The organism is Actinoplanes awajinensis subsp. mycoplanecinus, assembly GCF_001509495.1.
In the GTDB taxonomy this organism is placed as follows: domain Bacteria; phylum Actinomycetota; class Actinomycetes; order Mycobacteriales; family Micromonosporaceae; genus Actinoplanes; species Actinoplanes palleronii.
Genome location: NZ_LLZH01000294.1, coordinates 213,243 through 229,556, shown reverse-complemented (window position 1 = coordinate 229,556; position 16,314 = coordinate 213,243). Strand labels below are relative to the sequence as shown.

At 70.8% G+C, this 16,314-nt stretch carries 7 protein-coding genes; 3 read left to right on the top strand and 4 right to left on the bottom strand.

The annotated features are described in order from the left end of the window. Positions 1–739: 739 nt before the first annotated feature. Both ADL15_RS34340 and ADL15_RS34335 read right to left on the bottom strand, forming a co-directional pair. The gene (locus tag ADL15_RS34340) at positions 740–5,920 is read right to left on the bottom strand and encodes a family 43 glycosylhydrolase (protein ID WP_083972140.1); all 5,181 of its coding nucleotides are present in this window, start codon (positions 5,918–5,920) and stop codon (positions 740–742) included. Between the two features lie 283 nt (positions 5,921–6,203). Next, positions 6,204–8,159 carry an ATP-binding protein gene (locus ADL15_RS34335; protein ID WP_232344731.1) on the bottom strand — a complete coding sequence of 652 codons (1,956 nt, stop codon included), beginning with the start codon at positions 8,157–8,159 and terminating at the stop codon, positions 6,204–6,206. Positions 8,160–8,355: 196 nt separating this feature from the next. On the opposite strand from ADL15_RS34335, the gene ADL15_RS34330 reads away from it, so the two are divergent. The 3 genes from ADL15_RS34330 to ADL15_RS34320 all read left to right on the top strand — a co-directional run bounded on the left by ADL15_RS34330 (position 8,356) and on the right by ADL15_RS34320 (position 14,757). Further along, on the top strand, positions 8,356–10,299 hold the full coding sequence (locus ADL15_RS34330; RefSeq protein ID WP_067699830.1) for an endo-1,4-beta-xylanase: 1,944 nt from the start codon (positions 8,356–8,358) through the stop codon (positions 10,297–10,299). A 172-nt stretch (positions 10,300–10,471) separates the two neighbouring features. After that, positions 10,472–13,465, top strand: a complete 2,994-nt coding sequence (locus ADL15_RS34325; RefSeq protein WP_067699828.1) for a glycosyl hydrolase 115 family protein — start codon at positions 10,472–10,474, stop codon at positions 13,463–13,465. 2 nt (positions 13,466–13,467) lie between these two features. Beyond that, on the top strand, positions 13,468–14,757 hold the full coding sequence (locus ADL15_RS34320) for an SGNH/GDSL hydrolase family protein (RefSeq protein WP_067699826.1): 1,290 nt from the start codon (positions 13,468–13,470) through the stop codon (positions 14,755–14,757). 123 nt (positions 14,758–14,880) lie between these two features. On the opposite strand, the gene ADL15_RS34315 is transcribed toward ADL15_RS34320, so the two are convergent. Next, positions 14,881–15,642, bottom strand: coding sequence for a HEAT repeat domain-containing protein (locus ADL15_RS34315; RefSeq protein ID WP_067699824.1), 762 nt, complete (start codon positions 15,640–15,642; stop codon positions 14,881–14,883). 308 nt (positions 15,643–15,950) lie between these two features. Beyond that, positions 15,951–16,148, bottom strand: a complete 198-nt coding sequence (locus ADL15_RS34310; protein WP_083972137.1) for a Flp family type IVb pilin — start codon at positions 16,146–16,148, stop codon at positions 15,951–15,953. Positions 16,149–16,314 lie beyond the last annotated feature (166 nt).

Here is a 16,314-nt window from a genome sequence, read left to right as displayed (position 1 = left end):
CCCGCCAGCCGCGCCAGCCATGCCAGCCAGCCCGCCCTCTGGGTCGCGCCCGCCCTCTGGGTCGCGCCCGCCCTCTGGGTCGCGCCCGCCCTCTGGGTCGCGCCCGCCCTCCGGGTCGCGCCCGCCCTCCGGGCCACCGGGACCGGCCGGTGCGGTGCCGGCTGGGCGTGAGGGTGCCGGCGTGGGGCTCTTCTGCGCTGGTCGCGGTTGGTGGGTGTCTGGGGTGGCGGCCAGGCTGGGCTGGCGGTTGGTCGCGGTCCGCTACGCCGGTCACTGCCCGAGCCGGGGCCGGCTGTCCCCTAAGGTGGGCGTCCGGTCCTGCCAGTTGGTCCGCTCCGGGTTGCCGGGGGCGGCAGGCGCACGCGAAGCGGGCTCGGCTGGTGCTCACGGTGGTATCCCGCCCGCTGATACGACCACCAGCACCAGCCGGATGTGTCGAGCTGGTGCTCACGGTGGTATCCAGGCCGCGGACACGACCGTCAGCACCAGCTGGGCGTGGCGGGCTGGTTGTGAGGGGTGTGTCTGGGGGCGGGAGGCGCCTCTGGTGGCCAGCCGCGCGGCGTGAGCTGGTGGTGAGGGGTGTCTCGCGGGTCCGGAGGCACCCCTCAGCACCAGCCAGGCATCGGCCGAGTCCGGAATCTGGACCCGGCCGATGCTTCAGCGCCGAAGCGCCGAAGCGCCGAAGCGCCGAAGCGCCGATGCGCCGATGCCTCGGGGCTGGTGTGTCAGTGGTGGTGGTTCAGTGGTGGTGCTTTTTCGGGGTGATGACGATGCCGCCTCCGGTTAGGCGGGCTGGGCCGTGGTTGGTCAGGTTGAAGACGGGCTTGCCGGTGCGGGCCGACCAGATGTGGATCGCCAAGCGGTCGGCGAGGCGGCCGGTGCCCTCGACGGCGGTGACCTGGAACCGGTAGGAGCCGGCTCCGTTGACCGTGCCGGTTCCGGTGTAGGTCGCGGTCTTCCCGGCGATCACGGCCGGGCTCTGGGACGTCGACTGGAACAGCAGGTCACCGGCGGCGAACCGGATCCACGTGCTGCCCGCCGACGAAGAGCCGGCGGCCGAAGAGCTGCTGGTCGTGGGAGCGCCGGTCAAGGGAGCGCCGGATGAGGAGGCGGTCGAGGGAGGGCCGGATGAGGGAGAGCCGGTGGGGGACGGGCCGGCGGAGAAGGCGAGATCCACCGTGCCGCCCACCCGGTTGCCGGGCACGGAGCCCGGAGCTGCGGTGAGCCAGCCGCTGCCCGCCGCCTGACCGCTTCCGGTCGCGTAGGTGACCACATACGGCAAGGTCACCGTGGCCGCCGCGCCGTCGTCGTCGCGGGCTGTCAGGGTCGGCTGGAAGACGCCGCCCGTCGCATAGACGTGCGAGACCGTGCACACCCCGCCGCTGACCGTGCCCGGGGTGGAGCGGCCGTCGCCCCACGAAGCCGTACAGGAAAGGGTGTCGTGCGCGCCGGCGTCGGTGACCGGAACGCTGAAGTTAATCGGCGTTCCGGTGGCGAACGGGGCTTCCGGCGCCGGGTGACCACCCGGGGCGGTGACCGTCGGGGGCACGTTGGCCACCGTCAGCCGGGCCGTGTCGTGGCTGCCGCCCGCGGTCAGGGTGACCGCGAACGTTCCGTCATCGGTGCAGGTCACCGTGGTGGTCGCGGCGTGCGGATCGGCGAACGAGCAGGGCGTGCCGTCCGGCACGGTCCAGGTCGGCCGGTTTGCGGTGTTGGAGACGATGCCGGTCAGTGTGATGGCAGAACCCTCGGCCCCGGTCGCGTCCTCGCCGGCGTGCGCGACGGTCACCGGGTTCACGCTCTCCAGCGTCGGCACGACCGGCGTGATGGCGCCGTCCGCGGTGAACTCCAGCCGGTCGATCGTGGTCTCCCGGTGGGTGCCGTCGCCGCCCGGTATCGCGAACCGGTGGTACGCGATGTACCAGTCGTCGCTGTTCGGGGCGCGGACCACCGAGTGGTGGCCGGTGCCGAGGATGCCGAGGGACGCGTCCTTCTGCAGGATCACGCCGACCCGGTCACTCCACGGCCCGGTCGGCGAATTCCCCGTCGCATAGGCCACCCGATAGTCCGCGCTGCGCGTGTCGTTCTCCGACCACATGAAGTAGTAGGTCGCGTTCCGTTTGACGACGAACGACCCCTCGTTGTAGTTCGCCGGTTTGTACGTCTTCACCAGCGCCGGGTCGAACGAGGTCATGTCGTCGTTCAGCGGCACCTGGTAGGAGCTGCCGTTGCCCCAGTACAGGTAGGACTTCCCGTCGTCGTCGGTGAACACCGCCGAGTCGATCATCTGCCCGCTGTGACTGCCGGCTGCGACCAGCGGCTTGCCGAGCGCGTCACGGAACGGCCCGGCCGGGTTGTCGGCGACCGCCACGCCGAGCTGCTTGGCGGTGTTGCCGCTGCTCAGCCCGCCGGAGAAGTAGAGGTAGTACTTCCCGTTCCGAGTCGCGATCGCCGGCGCCCACGCGCTGTCGTCCGCCCAGGTCACGTCCGGTCCGAGGTCGAGGATCACCCCGTGGTCGGTCCAGTGCACCAGGTCGGTCGAGGAGAACGCGTGGAACTGCGTGCCGGACCAACCCGCGAAACCATCCGTGGTCGGGTAGATCCAGAACGTGTCGCCGAAGACGGTGATGTTCGGGTCGGCGTTCAGGCCCGGCAGGACCGGACTCTTCATCACGACCGCGGTAACGGTCCAGGTCCGCTTCGCGCCATCGCCGCCGACTATCTCGTACGACTGGGAGCTGCTGAAGTCACGCGCCGTGCCGGAGGCCGGGCTGATCGTCGCCCCGCTGGCAAGCGTGAACTGCGGCGCGAGCGCTGTCACGTCGGTGCCCTCGGCGACCGGCAGCTTCACCGTGCCCGCCGCGTCGTCGACGATCGCGTCCGCCTTGAGCTGTGGCAACGTCACGGCGCCGAGGGAGGTCCCCTTCCCGGCCAGGGCCAGGATCTCCGGCCCGGTCAGCGCGGTGTTGTAGATCCGGAAGTCGTCCACCGACCCGGCGAAGTACGGGTCCGCCGAGTACAGCGACTTGCCGATGTAGCCGGAGTAGGCCTTCGACGCGTCGTACAGGTCGCCGGGCTTGACCGTGACCCCGGTCGCGGCGGCCACCCGTCGTCCGTTCAGGTACATCGCCGCGGTGCCGGCCGGGCCGTCCACGGTGACCGCGAGGTGCTGCCAGCTCCCGCCGGGCAGTGTCGCGGCGCCGGGCAGTTTCGACTCGGCCGACCAGCTCCCGCTGGTGATCGCCGAGTAGAGCAGCGAGCCGCCGTTGGCCGGTGTGGTGAACAGATATTTTGTGCTGTCCGGCCCGAGCCCGTAGATCCACTGGTTGACCGTCGTCGACGCGGTCCACTTGGCCCACAGCGAGACCGTCGCGCTCGTCGCGCCCTTGAGCACGCCGTTCGGGATGGTGACGTACGGCGCGGTGCCCGACGAAGCGGCGCCACCGGCGAGGCTGACCGCGCCGCCGTCGACCCCGGAAGTGAATGCCGGTTCGCGGTTGAACGCGCCGTTGAAGCCGTTCCCGGACGAGTCCCGCGCGACGGTGCCGCCGGTCTCGTCGAACTGGTAGCGCAGGCGCAGCCCGGGAGTGGCCGGCGGCTCCTCGTACTTCGCCGAGATCCGATCGTACTCGGCCTGGGTGACCGGCAGGACCGTGCCGTGGCGGGGCCGGGACGGCAGCGTGTAGCCGGTCTCCGCGGTCCACTGACCGGAGTCCAGGTCGGTGGTCGAGAACGGGACGTAGCCGCGGCCGCCGTACTCGTCGATGAACAGGTACCACTTGTCCTTGCCGTCGGACGACGGGGTGTTCGACTTGAAGATCAGTGGGCCCTCGCCCCGGCTCAGCGCGGACGAGCCGATGCACTCCGCGACGAAGTCGTAGCCGAGGTCGAGCAGGTCGGTGGACTTCTCCTCGATGATGTACTTGCTGCACGGCGACGAGGACGAGTTGTTGCGCTCGTCCTTGGTGAAACGGTAGTACTCGCCGTTGTGCTCGACCACCGTCGAGTCGATCACCGAGTACCCGGGGTCCTTCCACACCTGCGGCTCGCTGAACGTGTAGAAGTCGCGGGTGGTCGCGTACATCATCCGGTTGTAGGTGGTGCCGGTGTGCCCGGTGTCCGCCGCGTCGTAGAGCTTCGAGGCCCAGAAGACGACGTAGGCGCCGAGCTTCTTGTCGTAGAACGCCTCCGGCGCCCAGGTGTTGCCGGCCGTGTCGGGTGAGACCTTCACCAGGCGCTGGTTCGTCCAGGTGACCAGGTCGGTGGACTCCCACACCATGATCGATTTACTTCCGCTGCGCTGGGACGCGTCCCAGTCGCCGTTGCCGTAGATCTTGAGGTCGGTGGCGATCTGGTAGAACTTGTCGCCCTCCGGCGAGCGGATGATGAACGGGTCGCGCAGGCCCTTGGTGCCCAGCGTCGAGGTGAGCACCGGCTGCCCGGCGTTGACCTCGCGCCAGCTCAGCGCGTCGTTGCCGTTGCTGAGCGCGTGGTAGATCTGCTCGCCGTCGGCGTACCCCTCGCCGGTGAAGTAGCTGAACAGGTAACCCTTCAACGGCTCCGCAGCGGGCAACGCGGGGACTTTCGCGGTGAATTCGCGGGTCGCGGCTGCACTGCCCTTGGTCACCGTCGCGGTGAGGGTCACGGTGGTGTCGCCCGCGCCGTGCGCGGGACGGTGTACTTCGCCGCTCGGCGCGAGCACGGCCGGATCGCTGCTGGTCCAGGTCACCGTCGTGCCGGCGGCGCCGCTGCCGGGCAGAGCGAGGTTCCCGCGTACGTCGTCGGCGTTGCGTACGATCAAGGCACTTGCCGCGGCGGCGGCCGTGGCCGCGTCGTCGAGCTCGGCCCGAACGGCGATCGCGAAGGTCTTGGTGGCGGTGACCGTTCCGCGCGTGACGGTCGCGGTGAGGGTGGCGTGCGCGTCCGGCTCACCGGCCCGTGGACGGGTGACCTGCCCGGCCGCCGTGATCACCGCCGGGTCGCTGGTGGCCCAGCTCAGCCCGGAGTCGTTCGGGGCGGTGGAAGGTAAGTTCAGATTCGCGGTCAGCGCGCTGGTGTCGCCGAGATCGAGCGTCGACTGGTCGGCCGCGACCGCCGCGGTGTTGGCCGGCGTGGCCAGGGTGTTCACCTCGTCCGCGGTGATCGCCCGGTCGAAGACGCGGATGTCGCGCATGCCGCCCTTGAAGTGCCGGTCGCCGGTGTAGAGCGAGCGGCCGAAGTAGTTGGCGGTGGTCGTGCCGCCACCGATCGCGCCCGGCCGGATGCTGATCGCGGTGTTCGTGCCGACCGCGACGCCGTCCTCGTAGAGCGTGCCGGTCGTCCCGGTCTGGGTGTAGGCGACGTGCTTCCAGGCGTTGCGGACCAGGTTGCGGCCGGTCGCCGGGCGGGTGTTCTGCTCGCCGCTCCAGTTGCTCAGTGAGACGGCGTTGCGGAAGCCGTCGCCGGTCGCGAAGAGGTAGCCGTTGCCGTACCCGGTGGCGTTATCGGTGTTGCCGAAGCCGTAGAGGAAGTACGGCGTCGCCTGTGCACTGTCGATTTTCACGTCGAACGCGACGGTGATGGCGTCCAGGTTGCTCATCAGGTCGTTCGGGGCCTTGACCGACGTCGTGGCACCGTCGAAGGTGAGGCCTTGGGCGCCGGACCAGGTCGCGGCCTGCACGGCGCCGTCCCGGCCGTGGCCGGACGCGTCGGTGGCGACCGTGCCGGACTTCTCGTCCAGCTTGTACCAGAGCAGCAGACCGTCGGTGACGTCCGCGGCGGCCTGCCCGGCGTCTCGCGCGGCGTCTCTCGTGGCCGCCGGTGCGGCGGTGGCCGGCGTTTCGGTGACCAGGACGCCGGTCAGCACGGAGGCCGTAGTGAGGAACGTTAACAGCGGCGATCGCAGGCGCCGGGCGGTGCTCCGGCGTGCGGTGAGGGGCATCGTTTCTCCCTGCTGGGGGTGCCGCGCGCGGTCCGAAGAGGACGCTGCGGAGTCGCGCGCGTGTCGGGACGGTTGCTCGAGTGTTAACGCTCACACCACGACAGTCAAGACTCTCGATGCCCCCGGCGCCATGCCGCGCTCCGCGCTCGCGCCATGCCGCGCGGCGCGCGCCGGGCCGGAGGCCGTGCCGACCGGCGGTGCTGGGCCGGGCGCCGGGTTCTCGGCTGGTGCTCAGGGGTGTCTCACGCCCGTTGAGACACCCCTGAGCACCAGCCGGAGGCCGTCAGCTGACGGGTTCGCGGTGGGTGGCGGCGAGTTTGTGCAGCAGCTCGGCGGCGGTGAACGGCTTCTCGATGAACGTGATGTCGCCGTCCAGCACATGGGTGCTGCCGAGCAGGCCGTTGCTGTACCCGGACATGTAGATCACCGGCAGGCCCGGCCGGCGTTCGGTGAGCAGTTCGGCCAGCCGGGGGCCGGACATCTCCGGCATGATCACGTCGGTCAGCAGCAGGTCGCAGCCGTGCTGGTCGAACTGCGCGAGGGCCTGCCGGCCGTCCGGCGCGGTCACCACCCAGTAATCGTTCTCGGTCAGGATCCGGGTGATGATCCGGGACAGGGCCACCTCGTCCTCCACTACCAGCACCACCCGGCCCTCGCCGCGGCGCGGCGCGACCGGCCGGGCCGTCTCCTGCTCCGGATCGCCGGGCGCGTCGACGAGCGGCAGGTAGATCCGGAACGTGGTGCCGACGCCGGGCTCCGAGTACAGGTTCACGCTCCCGCCGGCCTCGGTGACGATGCCGTACACGGTGGCCAGGCCCAGCCCGGTGCCCTTGCCGCACGGCTTGGTGGTGAAGAACGGTTCGAAGATGCGCGCCACCACCTCGGGCGGCATGCCCTCGCCGGTGTCGCTGATCAGCAGGCGGGCGTACCGTCCGGCGGGCAGTGGCGGCTGCATGTTGAGCTCGTGCCCGTCCAGGTCGGCGGCGTTCGCCTCGAGCACCAGGGTGCCGCCCTCCGGCATCGCGTCCCGGGCGTTGATCGCCAGGTTCAGCAGCACCTGCTGGAGCTGGCCGGGGTCGGCGTGCACGGTCAGCGGCGCCGCCGAGGGCACCGTGACCAGGGTGATGTGCTCGCCGATGGTGCGCTCCAGCATCGCCCGGATCTCGGCCAGCGCCGGATTGAGCGCGACGTTGCGCGGCTGGATGGCGTCACCCCGGGTGAACGTCAGCAGCTGGCGGGTCAGGTTGGTGGCCCGTTCCACGGCCGTACGCACCTGGATCAGGTCGGCCTGCACCCCGGGCAGATCGGCGGTCTCCTCGATCGCGAACTCGGTGTAGTTCCCGATGATCGCCAGGATGTTGTTGAAGTCGTGCGCCACCCCGCCGGCCAGGTTGCCCAGGCTCTCCATCCGCTGGGCCTGCTGGGTGCGCTCCTGCACGGCCTGCTGCCGTTCGGCGTTCTCCTTCGCGGCGGTGATGTCCCGGGCCACCACGGACACGCCGATCACCGTGCCGGCCTGGTCGTGGATCGGGGTGATCACCAGGGAGACGTCGACCGGGGCGCCGTCCCGGCCGACCCGGCGCGCCTCGTACGCGATGCTGCGCTCCCCGTCACGGATCCGGGCCAGCGTCGCGTACTGCTGGCCGGCGCCGGCCTCGTCGGCGAGCATGGTGGCCGGCCGGCCGAGCATCTCCTCGGCGGTGTACCCGAAGAGCCGTACGGCGCCGCCGTTCCACGCGGTGACCGTGCCGTCCGGGGTGAGCCCGATGATCGCGTCGTCGCTGTGCTCGACGACCGTGGCGAGGGTGGCCCGGTGCGCCTCGGCGACGTCCTGGGCGGCACGTTCCCGGGCGTCGGCCTCGTCCAGCCGGAGCCGGGTGAACGGGTCGACGTAGATCGCGCCCGGGCCGAGCAGCACGCCGTAGCCGCGGCGCAGCGTCCAGTAGTAGACCGCGACGGCCCCGGTGAACGCGTCCCAGATCGCCGAGGCCCAGAACCATCCGGTGGCCTGCGCGTGCACCCCGTGACCGGCCGGTGCCCCGACCGCCGCCAGCAGTGCGCCCAGCGCGTGCAGCCCGTGACCGACCGCGCAGCTGAAGAAGATCAGCGCGGTGGCGGTGGCCAGCTTGTTGCTGCGCAGCTGACCGGCCCGGGTCACGGGCACCACGATGGCCACCGTGATCGCCGCGTAGGCGGCCATGATCACGAGGTTGGCCAGCTGGAACATCTGGTCCGGCACGCTCGTCCTATCGGTCGGCGACCCGTGGAGTTGAGGCATCCTGCCCGGCAACATTCTTGACACACCGTTGTAATGGGAGCGCTCCCATGTAACGATGTCGGTCACTGTCTCCGGCTGGTGCTCAGGGCTGCCTCCGGGCCCCGGAGGCAGCCGTCAGCACCAGCCGGGGAACCGTGACTCCCCGAAGGGAACGTAGATGCGAGCACTCATGCGGCTGGCCCTGGCCACCCTGGTGGCCGCGGTGCCGTTCGCCGCCGTCGTGGCCGCCCACGCGGCCGACGACCCCACCCCGATCACCGTTCTGACCAGCGACTTCGAGGACGGCACGGTGCAGGGCTGGGCCGGTCGCTCGGCCGAGACCCTGGCCGCGAGCGCCACGGTCGCGCACGGCGGCACCCGCAGCCTGTCGATCACCGGCCGGACCGCCACCTGGCAGGGGCCGTCGCTGAGCGTGCTGGACACGTTCGAGAAGGGCACGTCGTACACGATCTCGGCCTGGGTGCGGATGGCCGAGGGCTCGGACAACGCCCGGCTCAGCGTGGAGCGCCGCACCGCCGGGACCGCGACCTACGAGACGGTGGTCGGCAACACCGCGGTCACCTCCGGCGGCTGGGTCAACCTGACCGGCCGGTACACCCTCGCCACCGACGTGGACTTCCTCAGCGTCTACATCGAGACCGCCTCCACCACCGGATCGTTCTACCTCGACGACGTGACCGCGAGCTACGTCCCGGCGCTGCCGATCCAGACCGACATCCCCGCGGTGAAGAGTGTGGTCACCGAATTCCCGGTCGGCGCGGCGATCACCGGAGCAGAGATCATCGGTACGCACGGTGACCTGCTCGCCCGGCACTTCACCTCGGTCACGCCCGGCAACGCGCTCAAGTGGGACGCGACCGAACCCACCGAGAACGCCTTCACCTACACGCAGGCCGATCCACTGATCGCGTTCGCCACGGCGCACGGGATGAAGGTGCGCGGGCACACCCTGGTCTGGCACAACCAGACACCGGCCTGGGTGTTCGCGAACGCCGACAAGGCGACCCTGCTGGCCCGGCTGGAGAACCACATCCGGAACGTTGCCGCGCACTACGGCACCACCATCGGGGTGTGGGACGTGGTCAACGAGGTCATCGACGAGTCGCAGTCCGACGGGATGCGGCGCAGCACCTGGTACACGGTGACCGGGCTGGACTACATCCGGACCGCGTTCCGGGTCGCCCGGGAGGTCGCGCCGGCCGCCAAGCTCTGCATCAACGACTACAACACCAACGTGGCCGCCAAGCGGGACGCGCTCTACAACCTGGTCGTGCAGCTCAAGGGTGAGGGCGTGCCGATCGACTGCGTCGGGCACCAGATGCACGTCAACGTCAGCTGGCCGTCGATCGCGGACACCGAGGCGATGCTGAAGAAGTTCCAGGGCATCGGCGTCGAGCAGCAGATCACCGAGATGGACGTCAGCATCTACACCAGCAGCGGGGAGTCGTTCCCGACGCCGCCGGCCGACCGGCTGCTGGCGCAGGCCTACATGTACCGGGACATGTTCGCGCTGTTCCGCCGGTACGCGGCCGACGTCACCTCGGTGACGCTGTGGGGCCTGGCCGACGACAACACCTGGCTGGACACCTACCCGGTGGCCCGCAAGGACGCGCCGCTGCTGTTCGACACCCGGTTGCAGGCGAAGTCGGCGTACTGGGGAGTCGTCGACCCCACGAAGATCGGCACCTCCCCGAGCCCCAGCGCGTCGACCAGCACCTCCCCGAGCCCCAGCGCGTCCACCGGCACCTCCCCGAGTCCCAGCGCGTCGACCGGCACCTCTGCCTCTTGCGCGGTCACCTACCGGGTCACCGGCAGCTGGACCGGCGGCTTCCAGGCCGACGTGAAGATCGCCAACACCGGGGCCACGGCGATCAGCGGCTGGAAGCTCGGCTGGCAGTTCACCGGCGGGCAGACGGTGTCCCAGCTCTGGAACGGCTCGGTCACCCAGTCCGGCAGCGCGGTCACCGTCACGAACGCGGCCTGGAACGGCGCACTGCCGGCCGGCGGTTCGGCGTCGGTCGGTTTCCTCGGCTCGTGGACCGGGAGCAACCCGGTCCCGTCCGCCTTCACCGTGAACGGAACCGCCTGCGCCGTCCTCTGATCCGCACCTCCGGCGAAGCGCTCCACCGTCCGGAACTTTCGGCACCCCTCTTCATCAATGATCGTCATGTGTCGATGGGTTGACTCGTATAGAAGAGCGGCTATACGTTACCGGCACGCGATCGGCGTGTTGCCGAAAGTTTCGGAGCGCTTCGTCCACCGGAGGCGTACCCATGCGACATCCCCTTGCGGCTGTCCTCGCCGCGTTCACCCTGCTCGCCGTCGTCCCCGTCCCCGCCGCGGCCGCCCGTCCCCCGGCCGCGGCGCCGGGCTATCTCTCCCACCAACCCGGGCCCGGCCGGTTCCCGCTGGTCGCGCGCGGCGCCGCCGCTCCCATCGTGACCAGTGGCAACGACTATGCCGGGGTGCTCCGGGTCGCCGGTGACCTGCGATCCGACCTCGGCGCTGCCACCGGCGTCACCCCGGGTCTCAGCCAGGGCACCGTCCCGGCCGGGCAGGACCCGATCATCGTCGGCACCCTCGGCCGCTCCACCCTGATCGACCGGATGGTCGCCGCCGGCACACTCGACACCCGCGGCATCGCCGGCAAGTGGGAGACCTCGCTGCAACAGGTGGTCGACCACCCGCTCCCGGGCGTACGCCGGGCGTTCGTGATCGCCGGCAGCGACCAGCGCGGCACCATCTTCGGCGTCTACGACGTGTCCCGGCTGATCGGCGTCTCACCCTGGCACTTCTGGGACGACGTGCCGGTCCCGCACGCGGACGCGCTCTACGTCCTGCCCGGCCGGCACAGCCAGGGCACCCCGAAGGTGAAGTACCGCGGCGTCTTCATCAACGACGAGAACCCGGACACCGGCACCTGGGCGCCCGGCTTCTTCGGACCCGGCAAGGCGCCCGGCTACCCGGGCGGGCTGAACGCCGGGTACTACGCGAAGGTCTTCGAGACCATGCTCCGGCTCAAGGCCAACTACCTGTGGCCGGCGGTCTGGGGGCGGGCGTTCGCCGAGGACGACCCGGCCAACCACGCCACCGCGAGCTACTACGGCGTCGTGATGGGCACGTCGCACGAGGCGCCGATGATGCGCGGCATCGAGGAGTGGAACCGGCATCCGGCCGGCACCGGCGAATGGAGCTTCCGGCGCAACCCGGAGGCGATCAAGGCGTACTGGCGGGCCGGCGTCGAGCGGATGCGCGATCAGGACATCGAGGGTGTGGTCACGCTCGGCATGCGCGGCAACGGCGACGTCAGCCTGCCGGACGGCGACGGCATCGACCTGATGAGCTCGATCATCGAGACGCAGCGGCAGATCCTCGGCGAAGAGGGGATGCTCGGCGCGCCCCAGGTGCAGACCCTCTACAAGGAGGTGCAGCGCTACTGGGATCAGGGCTACCGGCCGCCGGACGACGTGACAGTGGTGTTCTGCGACGACAACTGGGGCAACATGCGCAAGCTGCCCGACCCGTCGTTGCCGGCCCGCAGCGGCGGTTACGGGCTGTACTACCACTTCGACTACGTCGGCGACGGCCGCAACTACAAGTGGGTGGACACCGCGAACCTGACCAACACCTGGGAGCAGCTTCACCGTGCGTACACCTCAGGGGTTGATCGTCTTTGGGTGGCGAACGTCGGTGACCTGAAGAACGAAGAGGAACCGACGCAGTTCTTCCTGGACTACGCGTGGAATCCGGATGCGATACCGCTGGGCGGGATCAAGGACTGGGAGCGCCGCTACGCGGCGGAGAACTTCGGAGAGTCACTGTCCGCTGAGATCGGCGAAGTGCTTTCGGCGTACGGCGTACTGCAGTCCCGCCGCAAGCCCGAGCTGCTCAACCGGCGGATCACGCTCGACCCGGCCAAGAACCCGGCGACCGACCCGAGCGCGGTGGTCTACGACGATCAGGGCAATCCGTTCAGCCTCACCGACTACGGCGAGATGGATCGGGTGGTCGCCGAGTGGCAGAATCTGGCCGGCCGGGCCACCCGGCTGCGCGCCCGGGTGCCGGACGCCTGGCAGGACGCGTACTTCCAGCTCGTCTACTACCAGGTGGCCGCGACCGCGAATCTGTATTCACTTCGCCGGGCCGAGTTCACCAACATCCGCTACGCCGGGCAGGGCCGGGCGGCCGCGAACGGCCTGGCCGACGAGGCGGAGGCGCTGTTCGCCGCGGATCAGGCGCTGAACGCGCACTACAACACCGTGCTCGCCGACGGTAAATGGCGCGACTGGCAGCTCCAGCCGAAAATCGGGTACGGCAACGTGGCCCGGTACGGCCCGAACGCCCCGTGGCAGCAGCCGGAACTGAACAACGTGGCGCTGCCGGACGAGATCTACCCGTACCTGCAGCGGATCGAGGTGCCAGCCGGTGCGGCGCTGGGTGTCGCGCTCGACGGCGGGGACGCGGTGACGCTGCCGGAGTTCAGCCCGTGGCAGGCACAGCCGCGGCAGTACCTCGACGTCTACAACAGAGGCAGCACGCCGTTCGCGTACACGGTCACGTCCGGGCAACCGTGGGTGCACGTCACGCCGGCCTCCGGGACGGTCGGCACGCAGGTGCGGGTGACCGTCGCGGTGGACTGGGCGCGGGCGCCGGCGGGGCTCACCGACGTACCCCTGAGGGTGAACGGCGCGGGAAGCACGGTCGTGGTCCGCGCGCCGATCCGCAAGCCGGAGATCACGCCGCGGGGTTTCGCCGAGGCCAACGGCTACGTCTCGATCCCGGCGACTGGATTCGATCGGAAGGTGGGCGGCTGGCAGGTGCTGCCCGGGATCGGCAAGAGCGGTGACGGGATCATGCCGCTGCCGGTCGATCACGCCGGCGCTCAGGCCGGAGGCGGCACCGGAAGTGAATCCCGGCTCGACTATCGGGTCACGCTGACCACGACCGGGCCGGTGAAGATCTCCGCGATGCTCGCGCCGCGCAACGGGTCGCTGCGGTACGCGGTCTCGGTCGACGGCGCGCCGCCGCAACTCGTCGACGCGGTCGCGGCCACCGGGGCGAACGACACCACGATGAACCGGCAGTGGGCCCGCAACACCTCGGACAACGTCAACGTCACCACGACCACGCATCAGATCGACCGGCCCGGCACGCACACCGTGACGTTCCGGGCGGTCGACCCGGCGGTGATCCTGCAACGGTTGATCGTGGACACCGGCGGCGTGAAGTACAGCTATCTCGGCCCGCCGACCAGCCGGAGGTTCTGATCATGAAACGTCGTGCTCTGCTGGCCGGCTCGGCCGGGGTGGTGGGCCTGGTCCCCGCGGCTGGCCTGGCTCCGGCCGCCGTGGGCGCGGCGCCGGCCGTCGGTGCGGTCCCGCCGTCCCCGGCGGCCGCCAAGCGGCTCGCGTGGGTGCACACCTGGACAGCGATGCCGCAGCTCACCGAGCCGGGGAACCTGCCGCCCGCGCCGTTCACCGGCAGCGACGCGGTGCTGGTGGACACCACGATCCGGCAGACCGTGCGCGCCTCGATCGGTGGGAAGAACATCCGGATCCGCTTCTCGAACGCGTTCGGGACCACCGACCTGCCGCTCACCTCGGCGGCCGTGGCACTCCCGGCCGGCGGGGGCTCGGGCGTCTCCGGGATCGTGCCGGGCAGCTCGCGGGCGCTGACCTTCGGCGGGCAGCCGTCCGTCGTGGTGCCTGCCGGTGCGCAGGTCGTCTCGGACCCGGTCGCGCTGACCGTCGCGGCCCGTTCCGCGTTGAGCGTCTCGGTGTATCTCGCGGCCGGCCAGGCGGGAGTGAATCTGACGTCGCATCCCGGTTCCCGGACGACGTCCTGGTTGGTTAACGGCGATTCGCTGACCGCGCCGGACTTCGCCGGTACGCCGGTGGACCACTGGTACCTGCTCAGCGGGGTGGAGGTGGCCGCCGCCGACGCGGCCGGCGTGGTGATCATCGGGGACTCGCTGACCGACGGGCGGGGCTCCACCACGAACGGGAACGACAGGTGGCCGGACCAGCTGGCCGCGCGGCTGCGCGATCCGCGGCTGGCCGTGCTCAACCAGGCGGCCGGCGGGAACCGGGTGCTGCACGACGGGCTCGGGCCGAACGTCCTGGCCAGGTTGGACCGGGACGTGCTCGGTGTCAGCGGGGCGGCCTGGGTGCTGGTCTTCGAGGGGGTCAACGACATCGGCACGGCGGAGGCGACCGAGGCCGGGCAGCGGCAGGTGATCACCGCGCTGACCGGGGCGTACCGGCAGATCGTGCAGCGCGCGCACGCCCAGGACCTGCGGGTGTACGGGGCGACGATCACCCCGTTCGGCGGGAACGCCGGGTATGACGATCCGGGCGGGCTGCGGGAACGGGCCCGGGTGGCGGTCAACGGGGTGATCCGGGGCGGGGTCTTCGACGCCTATGTGGACTTCGCGGCGGCCGTGGCGGATCCGGCCTCGCCGGCCCGGCTGAACCCGGTTTACGACGTGGGGGATCATCTGCACATGAATCCGGCGGGTTACGCGGCGCTGGCCGGCGCCGTGCCCCGCTCGCTGTTCTGATCCACGCCGAGCGTGGGGAGTTGGGGCGCGGTGCGCACCCCAACTCCCCACGCGTCGTCGTTTCGGCGGGTGTGTGGGGAGTTCGGGTGCGGTGCGCGCCGCAACGTCACACGGGTGCGGTGCCTAGCCCGGCCAGTCGGGCAGGTGGTGCTGCAGGCGGGGGTCGCCGGTGCGGGCGGCGGTGCGGTGCAGCACCTCGGTGAGGTCCCAGCCGCTGTCGCCGTTCTTCGCGGCGGTCAGCGCCTGGAGCATCGGTTCGACGGCGCGGTCGTCGTCGCGCAGGGCCAGGCCGCTGATCGCCTCGTACCGGATCTCGTCCTCGTCGTCGAGCCGTGCGGCCAGCGCGGCCCGGAGCTCCGGGGTGTCCGCGTCGGTCTGCCGGGCCAGGCCGAACGTCGCCCAGTTGCGCACCTCCGGGTCGGTGTCCGTGGTCAGCCGGATCAGCGTGGTCAGGGCGGCCGGGTCGTCCCATCCCAGCAGTCCGAAAACGACACCGTGCCGAACCTGGTCCGATGCGTGCGTGCTCAGCCGGATCAGCGCCGGCACGCAGCGGTCGTCCCCGATGTGCCCGAACGCGTAGGCCACCGAGTCGAGCACCTCCGGCGCCTCGTCGTCGTGGGCCATCGCGAGCAGCACGGTGGTCGCTTCCGTGCGGTAGGGGCTCGTCCGGGCCGGCGTCCCCTGGCCCGTGCCGAGCTGGGCCAGGATGTCGGCGGCCAGCCTGCGGTGCTCGGGATCGGTGTCCCGGCTCAGGTCGGTGGCGCGGTGCAGGGCGGCCTCGCCACCGTGGAACTGCAGGTGGGAGACGAGCGCCCAGCGTCGATCCTCTTCGGCGGCCATTGCCTCGTCGACGGCGTGGGCGACCTCGGCCGGGCTCATGCTCATGGCGGTCATCCTGGAGCAGCCCGATCAGCCGGGCAACCACGTTCCCACCCGGTGCGCACGGCCGCGCGGGATGAACGAGGTGCGCGAGGAAAGTGCCGGGGCGGGGCCGCGCGAGGCGAACGACGTGCGCGAGGAAAGCGTCGGGGCGGGGCCGCGCGAGGCGAACGACGTGCGCGAGGAAAGTGCCGGGCCGCGGCCGCGCGGGACGAGCGAGGCACCCGGGCAAGGGGCCGCCCCGCGGTCACCCCGCAGACGACGAAAAGCGCAGAGGTGCGGCCACCGGCCGTACCCCTGCGCTTTTGCCCTGGTCAGGTGATTTTGATTTTGGAGGTCAGCGTGTCGAAGACGGAGGCGATCTGGGTGCCGAAGGCGGTGACCGCGATGATGCAGAGGCCCGCGATCAGGGCGGCCAGCAGGGAGTACTCGACGGCGGTGGCGCCGCGGTCGTCGGCCTGGGAGAGGCAGCGGGCACGGAGGTAGGCGGCGAGCATGGTCAGTCTTTGCATGGCGCTTCCTTGCGACGTGGACGCGGCCTCCGCTGTGCGGCGACCAGGGATCCGGGCTTCCTGCCGGCGGTCTGCAGAGTGCTGAGCTTGCCGCCCCGGCCAGGCGTTTCCGCGGGGGACCGAGACCTGCCTCCCGGGCGGGTGCTCCCGGCGGGACCGGGGGAGC